This is a genomic window from Labrenzia sp. PO1, from assembly GCF_012273635.1.
In the GTDB taxonomy this organism is placed as follows: domain Bacteria; phylum Pseudomonadota; class Alphaproteobacteria; order Rhizobiales; family Stappiaceae; genus Roseibium; species Roseibium algicola.
Genome location: NZ_JAAXCR010000002.1, coordinates 1,024,687 through 1,040,619, shown reverse-complemented (window position 1 = coordinate 1,040,619; position 15,933 = coordinate 1,024,687). Strand labels below are relative to the sequence as shown.

The window sequence follows — 15,933 nt, the reverse complement described above, 5'->3', positions numbered from 1 at the left end:
GTTAACTGGACAGACCGCCGAACAGTGTCGGCAGGTCGAGTGGGCGGAAGCCGTAATGCTGGATCCAGCGGACGTCGGCGTCGAAGAAGGCGCGCAGGTCCGGCATGCCGTATTTCAGCATCGCGATGCGATCGATCCCCATGCCCCAGGCAAAACCCTGGTAGACATCCGGGTCGAGGCCGCAGTTGCGGATGACGTTCGGATGAACCATGCCGCAGCCGAGAATTTCCAGCCAGTCTTCGCCCTGGCCGATCTTCACTTCGCCGCCGGACCGGTCACACTGGATGTCGACTTCCATGGACGGTTCGGTGAACGGGAAGAAGCTCGGACGGAAGCGCATCTTGATGTCGTCGACTTCGAAGAAGGCCTTGCAGAATTCCCGCAGCACCCATTTCAGATGACCGAAATGGCTATCCTTGTCGATCACGAGGCCTTCCACCTGGTGGAACATCGGCGTGTGGGTCTGGTCACTGTCGCAGCGATAGGTCCGGCCCGGAATGATGACGCGGATCGGTGGTTCCTGATTGCGCATGGTCCGGATCTGCACCGGCGAGGTGTGCGTGCGCAGCAGCAGCCGTTCGCCGTCTTCCTTCGGATTGAAGAAGAACGTGTCGTGCATCTCGCGCGCCGGGTGGCCTTCTGGAAAGTTCAGCGCGGTGAAGTTCAGCTCGTCGGTCTCGATGTCCGGGCCTTCCGCAATGGAAAAGCCCATGTCGGCGAAAATCGCCGTCAGTTCGTCGATGACCTGGCTGACCGGGTGAATACGGCCGGTCTCCGCCGGTGTTGCGCGCAGCGGCAGGGTGATATCGACCTTCTCGCTGGCCAGCCGTGCTTCCAGGGCCGCTTCCGCCAGCACATCCTTGCGGGCGGCGATGGCGTCGGTGACCTTCGCCTTGAGGCCGTTGAGGGCAGGGCCCATCACCTGGCGCTCTTCAGGCGTCATCTTGCCGAGTGTTTTCATCTGCTCGGAAATTGAGCCCTTCTTGCCAAGGGCGGCAACGCGGATGTCTTCCAGGGCGGCTTCGGTCCCGGCGCCTTCGATGGCGGCCAGAAGATCGGATTCAAGTGTGTCGAGGTTGGACATGCGTACTCGGTCGTCGGTTCGCGCGGTGCGCGCGGAGGTGTCGAAACAGAAAGTCGGGGTCTTTTAGCGAATAATGGCGGTGATTGCCACGGCCTCATGCGCATTATTGCGTGAGTTCCCGAAGAGAAGAAAAGCGCCGGAATTAAAGCGCGTTAGCGCGTAAATCGACCGCAGGCGGGGCCCTGCAGCTCGATGAGGCGCACGTCGATCCCGGAAAGAGGCTGAGAGCCACTGCAAAGGCCGGAACGGCGGATATGTGCGGTAAGGTCGCTCATGGGGCGTCAATGTAGCGAAAGGCGAGGCGTTGGCAAGCGGAAAAGGAGAGGCAGCCTTGCGCCTCAATCTGGCCAATGCGTAGCGGCGAGCCCCAGGCACCGGAACTCAATCCCCTCCCGGGCGTTTACCTTTGAACTCCCTGCTGTTTGCCAACGTCCGTGGACAGAAGGGCGTGGGCAGGCAACTGAGGGGGTAACATGGCACGTGGAAGAGATGCGGGCAGTCCGGAAAAGATCCCGCCAATGGGCTGGCTGGATATCAGCTACCGGGTGTGGAACGCGGTCCAGCGCGACCACATCGACCTGATCGCCGCCGGTGTTGCCTTCTACGGTCTTCTTGCGATCTTCCCGACCATAACTGCGTTCACGGCGCTGTCAGGGCTTGTGGTTGAACCTGTCGAGGTCAGTCGTCAGCTTGAAATGATCGAGAACTTTCTGCCGAAGGAGGCGTCGCAAATCATTCTGGCGCAGGCCGCAGATGTAGCGGGCAGCGAGAATGCGGGGCTCGGCTTCGCCTTCGTCATCGGCCTGGGCATCGCGCTCTATTCCACCTCCAAGGGCATGGCCAGCCTCATGGAAGGACTTAATATCGCCTATGACGAGGCTGAGAAGCGGGGCTTCATTGCACTGAAAGCCCGAACCTTCGTGATGACGATCCTGCTTGTATTCGCTCTGGTGCTGGGGTTGGTGTCCGCCCTTCTGCTGCCGGTTGTCTTCAGTTATCTCGCCTTGCCGGATTGGTTGGAGAAGGTCCTGTCATCGGCCCGCTGGATCATTCTGGGATTTCTGACCGTCACCGGTCTTTCCTTCGTTTACAGGTTCGGGCCGTCTCGAACCGATGCCAAATGGAAATGGATCACGCCCGGCGCGGTCATCGCCTGCCTCCTGTGGCTTGCCGCGTCCTACGGGTTCTCGGTCTATGTGGCGAACTTTGCCAGCTACAATAAAACGTTCGGCAGCCTTGCCGGCGTCATCATCCTGCTGATGTGGCTCTGGATTTCGGCGTATATCATCTTGCTCGGGGCCGAGTTGAATGGCGAGATGGAAGCGCAGACCCGCCGCGACAGCACCGTCGGTCCGGACCGGCCAATGGGCACACGCGGTGCCGTGAAGGCCGACATACTGGGCAAATCCATTGCAAGTGCTGAGTAGAGGTGCGCGATGAGCGAAAAACGCTTACGCCTCCACCATATCGGCTCCTTTCGGTCTGCCGATGGAGCCTTGCAGCTCCTCCCGCAGCCAGTCGCCGAAAGCCTTCTTGGCCTTTGTCTGAGGGGCGTTTTTACCGCTGACCAGCCAGTAGGCGCTGCCCGTGGCGGGGCGCTCGGGGAAGGGGGCAATCACCTGGCCGGACTTCACTGCATAAACCGCAAGCGTTTCCCAGGCCAGAAACACCCCGTGGCCGGCGATTGCCGCATCCAGGCACAGCGAACCGTCTGAAAAGGTCGGGCCGTCCTGCAGGATGCTCTCATCGAGGCCGAAGAGATCAAGCCAGGTTTTCCAGGTAAACATTTGTCCGGGGTCACGGATGATCGGCAGCTTGCCGATGTCCTTCGGCTCCTTGATCTGTCTGGCCAGCGCCGGGCTGCAGACGGGAAACACCCGCTGGTGCAGCAATTGCTCTGCCTTGACGCCCGGATAGGGTCCCTTGCCGACACGGATACACAGATCGACATCGCTCATGTCCGGATCGACCAGGTCCACCGTCGCTTCCACCCGAACCCGGATCCCCGGATGCATCTTGTTGAAGTTCTTGAGATGCCAAACCAGCCATTTTCCGGCGAAGACCGGGGCAACCGAAATCGTCAACGCATCTTCCCGTCCTCGCTGGGTGGTGGCGATCGCGGTCGAGAGCGAGGACATGGCGCTGGTCAGATGTGGCTGCATTGCAAGCACATGAGCGGTTGGCAACAGCATACGGTTCTGCCGCTCGAACAGCTGCACGCCAAGCTGGGCCTCGGTCTTGTGAACCTGCTGGCTGACGGCGCCGACAGTAACGCCAAGTTCGTCCGCGGCCGCCTTGACAGAGCCCAGCCGGGCGACGGCTTCCACGGCGCGAAGACCGGAGAGGTGAATGCGATTGAGGTTTTTCATTTTAGAAAATCTAAACTGAAAATCAGAATAAGTCGATTTTTTTAGCGAGTAATGACGTCTATATAAGGAGCATAGCTAAATTCAAAGAAGGAATTTGGCCATGCAAAAAACAATAATAAGGAGAATGAAACTCATGATGAAACTGTTTATGCGCCGACACCTGACGGCTCGTCCGGCTCCCGCATATGACCGCACCGACCCGATGTCCCATCCGGCAATCGTGCGCATGTCCCAGCGTGAACTGGCCGACCTTCCGCTCAACCGGCGCTAAGGCTGAAGACCGGCTGAAAGGCCGGTCCCCAAACCTTCCGATCGACCCTCCGCAAGGACAGGCCGGTTGGACAAGACTTCCAAACCAGAAAACGGCGCCTGGGCGGCAAGCCCGGCGCCGTTTCTGTCTTTGGGAGGCAATCCCGCATTTTAGTGCGTTCGCTATCTTGCCTGGTGATCAGGTCGACCGGCTTCCTGTCCGGTTCGGATCAGATGGCGACCGGTTGCCTGTCGGCATATTGCGCGACGCCATGGCCGAACGACCAGTTCTCAAGCCTTGTCTCGACCAGGTTGATGAAGATGTCTTCGGAACGGATGCCGACTTCGCGGGCCAGGCCCTTTGCGATCCGGGCAAACAGCGCTTTCTTCTGGTCGACGCTGCGCGTATCGCTGACCGTCAGCTGGATGATGATCAGGTCGTCCGACCGGTCAATATTCATGAAGTGGCGGCCGAACAGGAAATCTTCGCGTGGATGTTCGGTGATCATCATGAACTTGTCGTCCTGCGGCACGCCGAAGGTCTCGCGCATTGCCTGATAGATCTCGTCCAGGATTGCTGATTTCTGCGCAGCGGTCCTGGAGCCTTTCAGCAGGGAAACATTGGTAAGCGGCATCTTGTCCTCCGTCATTCGGTGATGCTGCCAACCTTATTGCGGCACCAAAGATAACAGAAACAAATCTTTGATATTTCAAAAATGATAAATTAGAATGACTGCATGACCGATCTCGACATGGATCTCTTGCGCGCTTTTGTTCGAGTTGCCGAAACAGGCAGCTTTACCCGGGCAGGGCAGATGACGGGGGCAAGCCAGTCTGCTGTCAGCGTCAAGATCAAGAAACTGGAAGACCGTCTCGGCAGCACCTTGCTCAGCCGATCGCCCCGGTCCGTCCGATTGACGAGCTTCGGTGCTCGTTTTTTAAGTGACGCCCGCAGTCTGATCGACCTGCATGACAGGGTAACGGCCCGCGTTTCAGGTCCTTCCGTTCAAAAGCGGCTTCGGTGCGGTATCAGCGATCACGCCGCGGGAGGCCGCCTCCCGGAGATTATCGCATCCCTCAGCAAGGCCTTGCCGGAACATCGTCTCCATGTTGCGGTCGGTTATTCGGATACGCTGTACAACGACTTCAAGGCAGGTCTGTTCAGCGCGATCATGGTGCGCTCCGAGGACGTCGAAGGCACGGGGCATGTGGCTTTCGAGGAAAATCTCGTCTGGACAGCCGCCAGGGATTTCACCTGGGAAACCGGTACCCCGTTCCCCTTGGTGGCGCTTTCGGAAACCTGCGCCCTCCGGCGCCTGGCAACTGGCACGCTCAAGGATGCGGGGATCGCATTTGAAGACGCCTTCACCGGCACCGGTGTCGGTGCCATACAGGGGGCGGTCAGCGCAGGGCTCGGCATTGCCTGTCTCGACCGGCGAAATATTCCGGAGGGATGCCGCGAAGTCGGGGAATTCTATCGGCTGCCAGAATTGCCGAAAACAAGGATGACGCTTTTCTGCCGGGAAGACCCGACAATTGTCTCGGCTATACTTCAGGTCTTCCGGGAGGCGGCGTAAGCGCTCTCCCGGGGCGTGTTGATCAGCTCAGAAACGAGCTGATCAGGCCTTCTTCACGAACTCCGTCAGGATGACGATCCGCTGATCGTTCACGCGACCTTCGATCTGGGAGGCATTGTCCGCAACAAGGGAGATGTTGCGCACGGCGGTGCCGCGCTTGGCGGTGAAGTTGGCGCCCTTGACCTTGAGATCCTTGATCAATGTCACCGTGTCGCCAGCGGCAAGAACGGCGCCGTGCGTATCCTTGTGGATCACGCCGTCGTCACCTTCGCCCGCGCTGCCGCCAAGGCCGGCCTTGGCCCAGGCAAGCGTTTCGTCGTCCAGATACAGCATGTCCAGAAGATCGCGAGCCCAGCTTTCGTCCCGCATTCTTGAAAGCATGCGGTAGGCGACAACCTGAACCGGGGGAACCTGGCTCCAGGCGGCTTCGTTGAGGCAGAGCCAATGCTTCGGGTCGATATCGGCGCCACCTGAAATCTGGTCGGCACATGTGGTGCAAGCCAGAACCGCCATTTCGGCCGTGCCATCCGTATCGGGGCCTACGTCCAGCGGCCGCAGCGCCTCGGTAGCGCCGCAGAACTCGCAAACGTTGCCGGCGCGGTCGGAAAGGGTCTGTTCAATACTCATGGCAAGGCCTTGCTGGGATTGGCGCGGCGCGCCAATCGGTTTCTCACTCGTCCATCTTCAGGGCCTGGATAAAGGCTTCCTGCGGGATCTCGACCTTGCCGAACTGACGCATCTTCTTCTTGCCGGCCTTCTGCTTCTCGAGCAGCTTGCGCTTACGGGTGGCGTCGCCGCCATAACACTTGGCAGTCACGTCCTTGCGCAGGGCGGAGATGGTCTCGCGGGCGATCACGCGGCCGCCGATGGCTGCCTGGATCGGTATCTTGAACATGTGCCGCGGGATCAGCTCTTTCAGCTTTTCGCACATGGCGCGGCCACGGCGTTCCGCCTGGCTGCGGTGCACGAGCACGGAAAGCGCATCCACCGGCTCTTCGTTGACCAGGATCGACATCCTGACCAGATCGCCGGCCCGGTAGTCCGAAATCTGATAGTCGAACGATGCGTAGCCCTTGGAGATCGATTTCAGGCGATCGTAGAAGTCGAACACGACTTCGTTGAGCGGCAGGTCGTAGGTTACCATCGCGCGGGAGCCGACATAGGACAGGTCGATCTGAAGACCGCGCCGTTCCTGGCACAGTTTCAGGATGCCGCCCAGATACTCGTCCGGCGTCATGATGGTTGCGCGGATCCAGGGCTCGCGGATTTCGGAAATCTTCACCACATCCGGCATGTCGGCCGGGTTGTGAAGTTCGACTTCCGCACCGTCCGTCAGGGACATCTGGTAGACCACTGACGGTGCGGTCGCGATCAGGTCGAGGTCGAATTCGCGGTAGAGCCGTTCCTGGATGATTTCCAAGTGCAGCAGACCGAGGAAGCCGCAGCGGAAGCCGAAGCCGAGAGCTGCGGATGTTTCCATCTCGAACGAGAACGAGGCGTCGTTGAGGCGCAGCTTGCCCATGGCAGCGCGCAGATCCTCGAAGTCGTTCGCGTCGACCGGGAAGAGACCGCAGAACACGACCGGCTGAGCCGGCTTGAAGCCCGGAAGGGCTTCCGTGCAGGGTTTCTTTTCCAGGGTGATGGTATCACCGACACGGGTGTCGGCCACTTCCTTGATGGACCCGGTGATGACGCCGATCTCGCCGGCCTTCAGCTCGTCCACTTGCAGGAATTTCGGGGTCATGACGCCGACGCGGTCGACATCATAGGCAGCGCCCGTACCCATCATCTTGATCTTCTGGCCCCGCTTCAGGGAGCCGTCGATGACACGGACGAGCACCATCACGCCGAGATAGGTGTCGTACCAGCTGTCGACCAGCATCGCCTTCAGTGTCGCTTCCGGGTCACCTTCCGGAGGCGGCAGCTTGGAAACGATCGCTTCCAGCACGTCGTCGACACCAAGGCCGGTCTTGGCGGAGATCATGCAGGCTTCTGACGCATCGATGCCGATCACGTCCTCGATCTGTTCCTTGATACGGTCCGGTTCGGCCGCAGGCAGGTCGATCTTGTTGAGGACGGTGACGATCTCATGATCGTTGTCGATGGCCTGATAGACGTTGGCGAGCGTCTGGGCTTCCACACCCTGAGAGGCGTCGACCACCAGCAGCGAGCCTTCACAGGCCGCCAGCGAGCGGGACACTTCATAGGCAAAGTCCACGTGGCCCGGCGTGTCGATCAGGTTCAGCGTATATTGTTCGCCGTCCTTGGCATTGTAGATCAGTCGCACTGTTTGCGCCTTGATCGTGATGCCGCGCTCGCGTTCGATGTCCATCGAATCGAGCACCTGCTCAGTCATTTCGCGGTCGGTCAGCGTGCCGGTCATCTGGATCAGGCGGTCGGCCAGCGTCGACTTGCCGTGATCGATATGAGCCACGATGGAAAAGTTGCGGATGTTGGAAAGCTTCTTCGTCGTCATGGCCGCCCCTTTACCATTGCAATTCGATTTCGCCTAGTAGATTGAAGCCTTCGGGCGTTGAATTCCGGTGCTTTTTTGCACCCTCGGGCGAATGCCGGGTTTCACCGCTCCGGCAGGGATATGGCGCCTCCGGCAAATGACGTAGCCCGCAGGTGACATTTGTCGTGGCAAATCAACCTCAAAGTGTGATCTAGATTGCATCGGCACTGATGTGTCGAGCAGCCTGACAAGAGAGCATGATGTTGATCCGTAATGCAGAACCGAAGGATGTCCCGTCGATCCTGGCGCTTTATAACCAGGCTGTGCGCGAGACGACGGCTGCCTGGACAAATCGTGAGGAAACGCTGGACGACAGGCTGACCTGGTACGAAGGCCGGGTGAAGCAGGGTCTGCCGGTTCTGGTGGCCGTGGACGATGCAGATACCGTTCTCGGGTTCGCCAGCTTCGGGCCGTTCCGGCCTCGCGAAGGGTACCGTCTGACGGCGGAACATTCCGTCTATGTCGACCCGGCGGTACAGCGGCGCGGCATTGGGAATGCGCTTCTGGAGCGGTTGGTCGAAATTGCCACCGACATGAAATTACATGTGCTGGTCGGCGTCATCGACGGGGACAATTCTGCCTCCATCGCCCTTCACGAGAAACTTGGTTTTCATGTTGCCGGCCGTCTGCCGGAAGCCGGCACCAAGTTCGGCCGCTGGCTGGATCTGGTCTTCGTTGCCAGGGTTCTGGGGCCGATGCAATCGCCGAACGCCTAGGCGTCACCCAGCCGGTCTCAATTGGCCGTCAGCACCGACCGGCAGTCATTCGGCAGGGCTGCCAGGGCCATGGGCCGTTTCTTGACCACTTTCGGAGGTTCTCCGGGCTTGGGGGGATTTTTGGGAACCCAGGGTTCGTCGGACAGCCAATAGGCAAGGTCCGCGCCACAGCCATCGCCCGGGGGCGGCGGGTTCTGGTTCTTGCAGCCGGCACTGCCTGCAGGGCAGGAAAGGCGTACGTGGAAGTGATAGTGATGTCCCCACCACGGTCGTACCTTGCGCAACCAGGCGCGGTTGCCGCCCTTCTCGAAATCGCACAGAGCCTTCTTGATCGTCGGGCTGACGAAGATGCGTGCAACACGCTGGTCTGAAGCGGCGCGCCGGATCAGCCGAGCATGGTCATCCGACCATTTCCTGGGGTCGACGCGCCGGTCTGCACCCTTGACGTCCATCGGACCGATCAGCATCGAAATAGCGGAGATGTCTTCGCGTTCCTGAGCGGTCAGGCGTCGGTTCGGCATTTCCGTCAGCCAGATATCGGCATCGAGGCCAATCTGATGGCTGGCATGGCCGGATGTCATCGGCCCGCCGCGCGGCTGCGCGATATCGCCGACAAGCAGACCGTTCCAGCCGACCTTGGGGGCATCGCTCGCCAGATCCTTGAGATAATCGATCAGGACAGGATGGCCCCAATTGCGGTTGCGCGACAGGCGCATTGCCTGCCAGGTCGGGCCATCCGTCGGCAGTTCTGCTCCGCCTGCGAGGCAACCCTTGGCGTAGGATCCGATCGAGCGGGCTTTCAGTTGAGCAGGTCCGGTGGCGGCGCCGAAATAGTCTCGTGCTGGCTGGTCCCCATAAAGCACCAGCTTGGGCTTGTTCGCGACATAGCCTTCCGGCACATCGCGTTTCTTTACCGGGACAGGCACACCGGCCACCAGTTCGACGGTCGGCGAATAGTCCTCGGAGACAGGATCGGCCGGTTTGGCTGTCGGTACCGGCGCGGCTGACGCAACGAGACAGGATACCTGGAACGCGGCTGCAATTGCCATGAAGCCGGACACCGAAGGTGCCCAGCGATTTCGCTTGCCTGTTTTCCCCGTTCTCACGTCGAAACCTCGTGCGCCAGTCTGGGTGTTCCGCCGTCGTTGCTCCCGCCGCGACGATCACCTCACTCGTCAGGCAGCATGCACCAAATCGGGTGCTTCCGCATCCGATTCGCTATTATCCACATGCGCCGCGATCATGTCGGCGAACGCGTCGAGGAAAACCGTGTTGTCGCGGATCACCCTGTCTGCAGCACCATTCAGCGTGATGATGTTGCCGGGACGGGCATTGTCGATGTCTTCGGCTTCCGGTGGAAGATCGGCGTCGAGCCTGTGATAGGTCACGTTCGGCAGTTCTGCAAAGAGCTGCCGTGCCTGATCGGAGGTCGTCTGGCTTTGCGCGTCGGCCAGGATCGACATCAGCGGCGCGCCCTTGGAGGGCTGCAGCCAGCCGAGGGCACCCCAGCCAACGGCGTCCTTGTAAAGGAACGACCGTGCCGGCGCCCTGCCGGTGCCAAGCGACAGGATGACGATCTCGTCGTCACCCCAGCCAAGATTGCGGGCTTCCAGATACGCTGCCACTGTCGGGTCTTTCATGAAGACCGTTCCATCGATCAGGGCTTCCTCGCGCCGGCGGCTGAGATTTTCAACGCGTGCCGGTTCGAAATACGAGGGGGTGGCGGTGGTCGCACGCACAGCTTGCCAGAAGTAATAGTCATCCGGCCGGCCGCTGCTGGCTTCAAGGCCGTTTGTCAGGAATACGGGTTTGCGCTGTTCCAGATCGTAGGCGGTCAGGACAAGGTGGGTCAGGCCGCTGGCCATGGAGGTCCAGCCGAAGCGTTCCTTCAGCAGCTTTTCCAGCGGCCGCGGATCGTAGGTTTCGTCGAACAGGCCGAGCGAGCTTGTAACGGTTCTGGCCAGTCGTGCCGAGATTGATGATTTGAAGATTTCCCGCGCGTCGCGTTCGAAGAAGCTGCGCAGCTCATCAATGGTCGCGGCAGGTGCGCCGGCGGTGCCGCCTGGGCGCGGGGCGGATAGGCCTGCAGCAATGAGGCCGCCGGTAGAAGAACCGGCCATCAGATCGAAAACCTGGTGCAGCGGCTCGCTAACGCCGCGCTGGCTCAATCGGCTTTCAAGTGTCTCAAGCAGCCGAAGCGGAATGAGGCCACGAATGCCGCCGCCGTCAATGGAAAGAATAAAACGTTTTTTCTGGGTCATGGGATTCCCCGGGATCGTCGCAATGGAAGGCGCTACATCTCTCCGAGAAGACGGGAGACGCTTTTTGCTTACCTTTAGAATGTTGTCATCAATTGCGACACTGCAATGGCAAAGCGAAAAACAGGCGGACGATTTTTCGAAATTGGCGAGCAAGAAGTTAAACCGACTTCGCTAATCTGCGAAGACCGACCGCAGTTTTCCTTTTCTTGCGACGGCAAGCTGCCTGCCCGGGTGCTGGATCACGAAATATTCACCAGGAAACTGGAAATGGTTTCAACCAGCAGGTCCGGGCATTCCCTGTGAGGCGTGTGCCCTCTTCCTTCCAGGATGACCTTCTGTCCGCCGGTGCTATTGGCGATGTGTTCCGGGTGGCAGGTTGATCCGTATTCGTCCAGTGCGCCGTGGATCGCAAGGGTGCTGCAGCGGACACCGGCAAGCGCATCGTCAAGGGACCAATGGGCGAAGGCGGGCGAAAGCCATGACTCCGTCCAGGCATCCAGCACCCAGCGCGCCTTGTCGCCGTGATAGAGCGCAAGTCTGTCGAACGCGCCGGGATCGGCAAACGCTGTGCGTGCTTCGCGCACACCTTCCAGGGTGCGGTCCTCGATAAGCGCCTGAGCGGCAATCGTGACCAGGGCCGTGACCTTCTCGGGATGCTGTGCGGCCGTATGCACCGCCATGCCACCACCGACGCTGTGCCCACAGGCAACAAATCGCGTGAGGTCCAGCTGCTCGCACAGCGCGGGCACAACCGTTCTGCCTTCATCCGCAATGAAGCTTGCGGGCAGGATGTCTTCGCGCACCGACGACTGGCCGAAGCCGGGCCTGTCATAGGCAATCACGACCCGTCCGCTGGCCACGGCAAGGCGTTCGGGAAAATCACGCCAGAGGGCGATACAGCCAAGAGAATCGTGAAACAGAAGCACCGGCACCTTGCCGGGCAAACGATCTTCAGGTGTCCAGCAGCGAACGTGAACGGTGGAGTTGCCGACCGTGACGGCGCGCGTTTCGACATGGACGGTGCCGGACAAGAGAGTGGTCAAAGAAGAAAACCTTTCCATTCGCATTGAAGGGCTGTGCCGGGAAACGGCGGAACGGTCTGTCAGGATTCGCATGGGGGATGCGGTTTCCTGCCGAGGCTTATCGCAGGCCATGCACCTGCAACAAGCCTCTCTTTTCGAACTAATCTGTCTTGGCTCTTTATCCCGCGCGGTCTTTCGGACTAGGATCGTGCCGATTTTCCAACCTTCACAGGAAGTTCCATGAATATCGATCTGCTTCGCCGACTTTGCGAAACGCCGGGTGTACCGGGTCACGAACACCGGGTCCGCGACTTGATTCAGGCGGAAATCAAGGGCTTGTTCGACGAGGTTACCGTCGATCCGATGGGTTCGCTGCTTTGCCGCCGCGACAGCCGCAAGGCTTCCAAGAAGGGAACCCCGAAGAAGGTCATGCTTCTGTGCCACATGGATGAGATCGGCTTCCTGGTCTCACATGTCACGGACAAGGGCTTCGTTCACGTGCAGCCCGTTGGTGGCTTCGATGCCCGCAACCTGTTCTCCCGCCGCGTGCTGGTGTCTACCGATGAAGGCGACTTCAAGGGGGTGATGAACCCGGGCGGCAAGCCGATCCACATCTCTTCTCCGGAAGAGCGCAAGAAGGTGCCTGAGCCCAAGGAATTCGTCATCGACATGGGCCTTGGCGAAAAGACCAAGGAGATCGTCAAGGTCGGCGACATGGTGACCATGGACGAGCCGCTGATCGAGATCGGCGACAAGGTCGTCTCCAAGGCACTCGACAACCGCATCGCCTGCTGGCTCGGCATCGAGGCGATCAGGGGTCTGGGCAAGGCCAAGCATGATTGCGAAATTCATGTCGCCTTCACCTGCCAGGAAGAAGTCGGCCTGCGCGGCGCGCGCACCGCGTCCTTTGCCATTGCGCCGGACATCGGGCTTGGCATCGATACCACGCTTGCCTGCGACACGCCGGGCGTTCCCGAGCAGGACCGCACCACGGTGCAGGGCGAAGGCTTCGGTCTGCACGTCAAGGATTCCAGTTTCATCGCGGACCGCGATCTGGTGAAGGAAATCGAAGCCATTGCGGTCAAGGAAAAGATCCCGTTCCAGCGCACCATGCTGGCGGCTGGTGGCCAGGATGGCGCGGCTGCCCAGCAGGCGGCTGCCGGTGCCAAGGCAATCGGCATCGTCGTCGGCACCCGCTACATCCATACGGTCACTGAAATGATCGACAAGGGTGACCTTCAGGCGGCTCTGGACATCATCGTCGCCTACCTGAAAAAGGCGTAAGGCATGGAAAAGGGGAGCTTCGGCTCCCCTTTTTAAGTCAGGTGTCAGATCTGGCTTTTTCTACCTGCTTCATTGCCGGACTTGATCCGGCAGCCCGGTCCAGCCCACGTCCCAACCGGAGCGTACGCGGAAGGGCTTCCTGCTCAGGCTACCAGGCCGAGGAGGTTCGAAACCTGGTCGCCGGTGCCTGCATAAAGCTCGCTGACGGCAGCGCTCTGGTAGCTGAAGGAGCCGTTGTCGAAGTTGCCTTCGATGGAAGAGGCGTTTGCGGAGCGGACGGACAGCCCGGTTTCACTGTCGTAGGACACCCGTTCGAAGGATACGAACTGCGCGGAAATGGTTTCACCACCGATTTCGGCTTCAATGGTGGTCGTTGAAATCGTCGCGCTTTCATAGGCGACATTCGCCGAAGCGCCGCTTTCCTCTTCACCAAGAGCCACCTTCAGTTTGTCGGCAGTCTTCTGATAGTCCTCAACGGTCGCCAGCGCGCCGTCCTTTTCCTTGTCGTCGTTCTTGCCTTTGCCTTTTTCGACCGCATCCTGAAGGGCGGCGATCACGACCGCGTCTTCCTCGGCCTGTTTGCTGGCTGCTTCCAGAGCATTGACGGCCGGGGACTTGTCGTGGCCATTCCGCTGGCCGATCTCGTGGCCGTAGGCGTTGCCCTTGGGATCGTTCTTCTGGCCTTCAGCGCCGCCATTCGAAAAGGAAGCCGTAAAAAGGCTCGCGCTTTGCGTGGTGGTTTCGATGGAAATCTGCATGGCTTCGGATCCCGGCTTGTCCGGCCCTTTCTGGTCCGGCACAGTTGCAGAAAGCATCCTGCAAAACCGTTAACAGGCTATTAACCAATGCAAGACCGTCTTCAGACCGGTTTCGCCGGGCCAAATGCCTTTTCCAGAAACCGCCCGCCCAGCACCATGCCGCGCTCGTCAATCGAATGGCCGAGGCCGGCCAACAGGTGCAGGCTTGAGGAAACCCCGGCGTCGTCAAGCGCCTTTTGTGCTGCCTGGGCATGATAGCTGGCAACGACATCGTCTTCCTCGCCATGGACGATCAGCACCGGGCTTTGCGTGTTGACCGGACCCAGCTGGCCGGCTCCCGGCAACAGTCCGGAATAACCGATCAGGGCCGCTGGCGGAGACGGGCGGCGCAGGCCGCATTGAAAGGTCATCATGGCTCCCTGGCTGAAGCCGACCAGTGCCAACGCGCTGCCCTCCAGCGAATGGCGGGCCAGTTCGTCGTCCAGAAATCGGTCGAGCACCGGTTGGGCGGCCTGCGCGCCGAGGCGGTATTCATTGGGATCGCGCTCCTGGAGTGCAAACCATTGCCGCCCGCCAAGCGCTTCGAAGGGAAGGTGTTCAGGAGCGTTCGGCGCAACGAAAGCCGCATCGGGAAGCTGTCCCTGCCAGGCGCGCCCGAGGTCGATCAGGTCAAGGCCATCCGCGCCGTAGCCATGCAGGATCACAACCAGCTGACGGGCGGGTTTGCCGGAGGCCGGTGCAAGACGTGGACCGTCGAGAAGGGGAGGAAAGGTGCCTGTCACTTTTGGGGGAACCTGATTATTCGGCTGGTGTCTTCCGGTCGGCCGCGTCGGAAGGTGACGGCTGTCTTTCCTGAAGACGCATGAAGGGAAGGGCGATCAGCATGGCGGCGAGGATCAGCACGCCTGCCAGGGCAAACGGCGCGCCGGGAAAGGAAATCGCCGCCTCAGGACCTGAAAACGTGGCAAAGACCTGGGTCATCACCAGCGGGCTCACCACCATGGAAAGGCCGGCGGCACTGGCAATCAGGCCCTGCAATTCGCCTTGCGCATTGTCCGGGACACGGACCGACATCAGACCGGTGAAGGCAGGCGTTGCCATCGCACCAAGCGCCGCGAACGAGATCAGCAGATAGGCCATCCAGCCGGTATCGGCGACGGCGAGACCGGCAAAGGCCACGAGATTGGCGGCCAGCCCGATGAAGAGTGTCCGGCCGGGCCCGAGTTTCGGTTCCAGGACACGGATCAGGTATCCCTGAACGAAGGCAAACCCGACACCGACGGCCGCAAGTGACAGACCGATGTCTCCGGGGCTCCAGGCGAAGACCTCCTCCGCATAGTAGCTCCAGACGGACGGGTAGACGTAATGGGCGATGTCGAACAGGAAGATGGCCAAAAGCAGCGTGCGCACCGCCGGATAGGCGGCGATCTGCTTGAAGGCCCCGAATGGATTGGCCCGTTTCCAGTCAAAATCTCTTCTGTTTTCGTCCTTCAGCGTTTCCGGCAGCATGAAATAGCCGAAGAGGAAATTGACGAAGGAAAGGCCTGCGGCGGCATAAAAGGGCGCACGCGGTCCGTATTCGCCGAGGTAACCGCCGATCATCGGCCCGAGTACGAAGCCGACACCAAATCCGGCCCCGACAAGGCCGAAGTTCTTCGCCCTGTCCTCCTTGGACGACACGTCGGCAATGAAGGCTGATGCGGCCGAGAAGGTTGCTCCGGCAACACCCGACAGGGTTCTGCCGATGAACAGCACCGCCAGATGCCAGGAGAAGGCCATGATCAGGTAGTCGACAGCCATGGCGAACATGGACACCAGCAGCACCGGACGGCGGCCAAAGCGGTCGGACAGATTGCCGAGCGTCGGACCGAAGGCGAACTGCATCAAGGCGTAGACGACGCTCAGTGCACCGCCCCAGCGGGCGGCTTCGCTCACGGGCAGCGAGGTGAGTTCGGTCAGGAGCGAGGGCATCACCGGCATCATCAGGCCGATGCCCATGGAATTGAGAACCAGCGTGACCAGGATGAACCCCAGCGCGCTGCGTTTGGAGATACCGGACCGCAACTCTTTTCCCGCCAATCCTGTCAGCTGAAGGAAG

Annotated in this window: 16 protein-coding genes; 5 read left to right on the top strand and 11 right to left on the bottom strand. The window is 60.3% G+C overall.

What is annotated here, in order from left to right; all coding sequences use genetic code 11:
• Position 1 precedes the first annotated feature (1 nt).
• Positions 2-1,084, bottom strand: a complete 1,083-nt coding sequence (pheS, locus tag HCG46_RS12675; protein WP_168686433.1) for a phenylalanine--tRNA ligase subunit alpha — start codon at positions 1,082-1,084, stop codon at positions 2-4.
• A 473-nt stretch (positions 1,085-1,557) separates the two neighbouring features.
• Here pheS and HCG46_RS12670 point away from each other — a divergent pair, with 473 nt between their 5' ends.
• Positions 1,558-2,511, top strand: coding sequence for a YihY/virulence factor BrkB family protein (locus HCG46_RS12670; RefSeq protein WP_168686432.1), 954 nt, complete (start codon positions 1,558-1,560; stop codon positions 2,509-2,511).
• A 24-nt stretch (positions 2,512-2,535) separates the two neighbouring features.
• Here HCG46_RS12670 and HCG46_RS12665 read toward each other — a convergent pair whose 3' ends face one another.
• Entirely contained in the window at positions 2,536-3,453 is a 918-nt protein-coding gene (locus HCG46_RS12665; RefSeq protein WP_152504747.1) for a LysR substrate-binding domain-containing protein, read from the bottom strand.
• A gap of 133 nt (positions 3,454-3,586) precedes the next feature.
• Between HCG46_RS12665 and HCG46_RS12660 the strand changes: the two genes are divergently transcribed.
• A complete protein-coding gene (locus HCG46_RS12660; protein ID WP_168686431.1) occupies positions 3,587-3,724 on the top strand; it encodes a hypothetical protein in 138 nt (45 codons plus the stop codon).
• Positions 3,725-3,932: 208 nt separating this feature from the next.
• On the opposite strand, the gene HCG46_RS12655 is transcribed toward HCG46_RS12660, so the two are convergent.
• Positions 3,933-4,337, bottom strand: a complete 405-nt coding sequence (locus HCG46_RS12655; RefSeq protein ID WP_077293188.1) for a tautomerase family protein — start codon at positions 4,335-4,337, stop codon at positions 3,933-3,935.
• A gap of 102 nt (positions 4,338-4,439) precedes the next feature.
• On the opposite strand from HCG46_RS12655, the gene HCG46_RS12650 reads away from it, so the two are divergent.
• Positions 4,440-5,279, top strand: coding sequence for a LysR family transcriptional regulator (locus HCG46_RS12650; RefSeq protein ID WP_168686430.1), 840 nt, complete (start codon positions 4,440-4,442; stop codon positions 5,277-5,279).
• Between the two features lie 42 nt (positions 5,280-5,321).
• On the opposite strand, the gene HCG46_RS28575 is transcribed toward HCG46_RS12650, so the two are convergent.
• Complete coding sequence (locus HCG46_RS28575) at positions 5,322-5,906, bottom strand: alkylphosphonate utilization protein (RefSeq protein ID WP_168686429.1); 585 nt, start codon at positions 5,904-5,906, stop codon at positions 5,322-5,324.
• 43 nt (positions 5,907-5,949) lie between these two features.
• Positions 5,950-7,755, bottom strand: coding sequence for a translation elongation factor 4 (lepA, locus tag HCG46_RS12640; protein WP_022999689.1), 1,806 nt, complete (start codon positions 7,753-7,755; stop codon positions 5,950-5,952).
• A gap of 239 nt (positions 7,756-7,994) precedes the next feature.
• Between lepA and HCG46_RS12635 the strand changes: the two genes are divergently transcribed.
• Positions 7,995-8,510, top strand: coding sequence for a GNAT family N-acetyltransferase (locus tag HCG46_RS12635; protein ID WP_168686428.1), 516 nt, complete (start codon positions 7,995-7,997; stop codon positions 8,508-8,510).
• A gap of 17 nt (positions 8,511-8,527) precedes the next feature.
• Here HCG46_RS12635 and mepA read toward each other — a convergent pair whose 3' ends face one another.
• From mepA to HCG46_RS12620, 3 genes are all read right to left on the bottom strand, one after another.
• On the bottom strand, positions 8,528-9,616 hold the full coding sequence (mepA, locus tag HCG46_RS12630) for a penicillin-insensitive murein endopeptidase (protein WP_168686427.1): 1,089 nt from the start codon (positions 9,614-9,616) through the stop codon (positions 8,528-8,530).
• Between the two features lie 69 nt (positions 9,617-9,685).
• Positions 9,686-10,771, bottom strand: coding sequence for a patatin-like phospholipase family protein (locus HCG46_RS12625; RefSeq protein ID WP_022999692.1), 1,086 nt, complete (start codon positions 10,769-10,771; stop codon positions 9,686-9,688).
• 239 nt (positions 10,772-11,010) lie between these two features.
• Positions 11,011-11,814: an alpha/beta hydrolase gene (locus HCG46_RS12620; RefSeq protein ID WP_152504743.1), complete on the bottom strand. Its 804-nt coding sequence runs from the start codon at positions 11,812-11,814 to the stop codon at positions 11,011-11,013.
• Between the two features lie 219 nt (positions 11,815-12,033).
• Between HCG46_RS12620 and HCG46_RS12615 the strand changes: the two genes are divergently transcribed.
• A complete protein-coding gene (locus HCG46_RS12615; protein ID WP_022999695.1) occupies positions 12,034-13,077 on the top strand; it encodes a M20/M25/M40 family metallo-hydrolase in 1,044 nt (347 codons plus the stop codon).
• A gap of 143 nt (positions 13,078-13,220) precedes the next feature.
• Here the strand turns inward: HCG46_RS12615 and HCG46_RS12610 are convergent, their stop codons facing one another.
• The 3 genes from HCG46_RS12610 to HCG46_RS12600 are packed head-to-tail and all read right to left on the bottom strand — an operon-like array spanning position 13,221 to position 15,899.
• A complete protein-coding gene (locus tag HCG46_RS12610) occupies positions 13,221-13,892 on the bottom strand; it encodes a hypothetical protein (protein WP_205838479.1) in 672 nt (223 codons plus the stop codon).
• A 44-nt stretch (positions 13,893-13,936) separates the two neighbouring features.
• Complete coding sequence (locus HCG46_RS12605) at positions 13,937-14,617, bottom strand: dienelactone hydrolase family protein (protein WP_168686426.1); 681 nt, start codon at positions 14,615-14,617, stop codon at positions 13,937-13,939.
• 16 nt (positions 14,618-14,633) lie between these two features.
• Positions 14,634-15,899, bottom strand: a complete 1,266-nt coding sequence (locus HCG46_RS12600) for a TCR/Tet family MFS transporter (RefSeq protein WP_168686425.1) — start codon at positions 15,897-15,899, stop codon at positions 14,634-14,636.
• Positions 15,900-15,933: the final 34 nt, after the last annotated feature.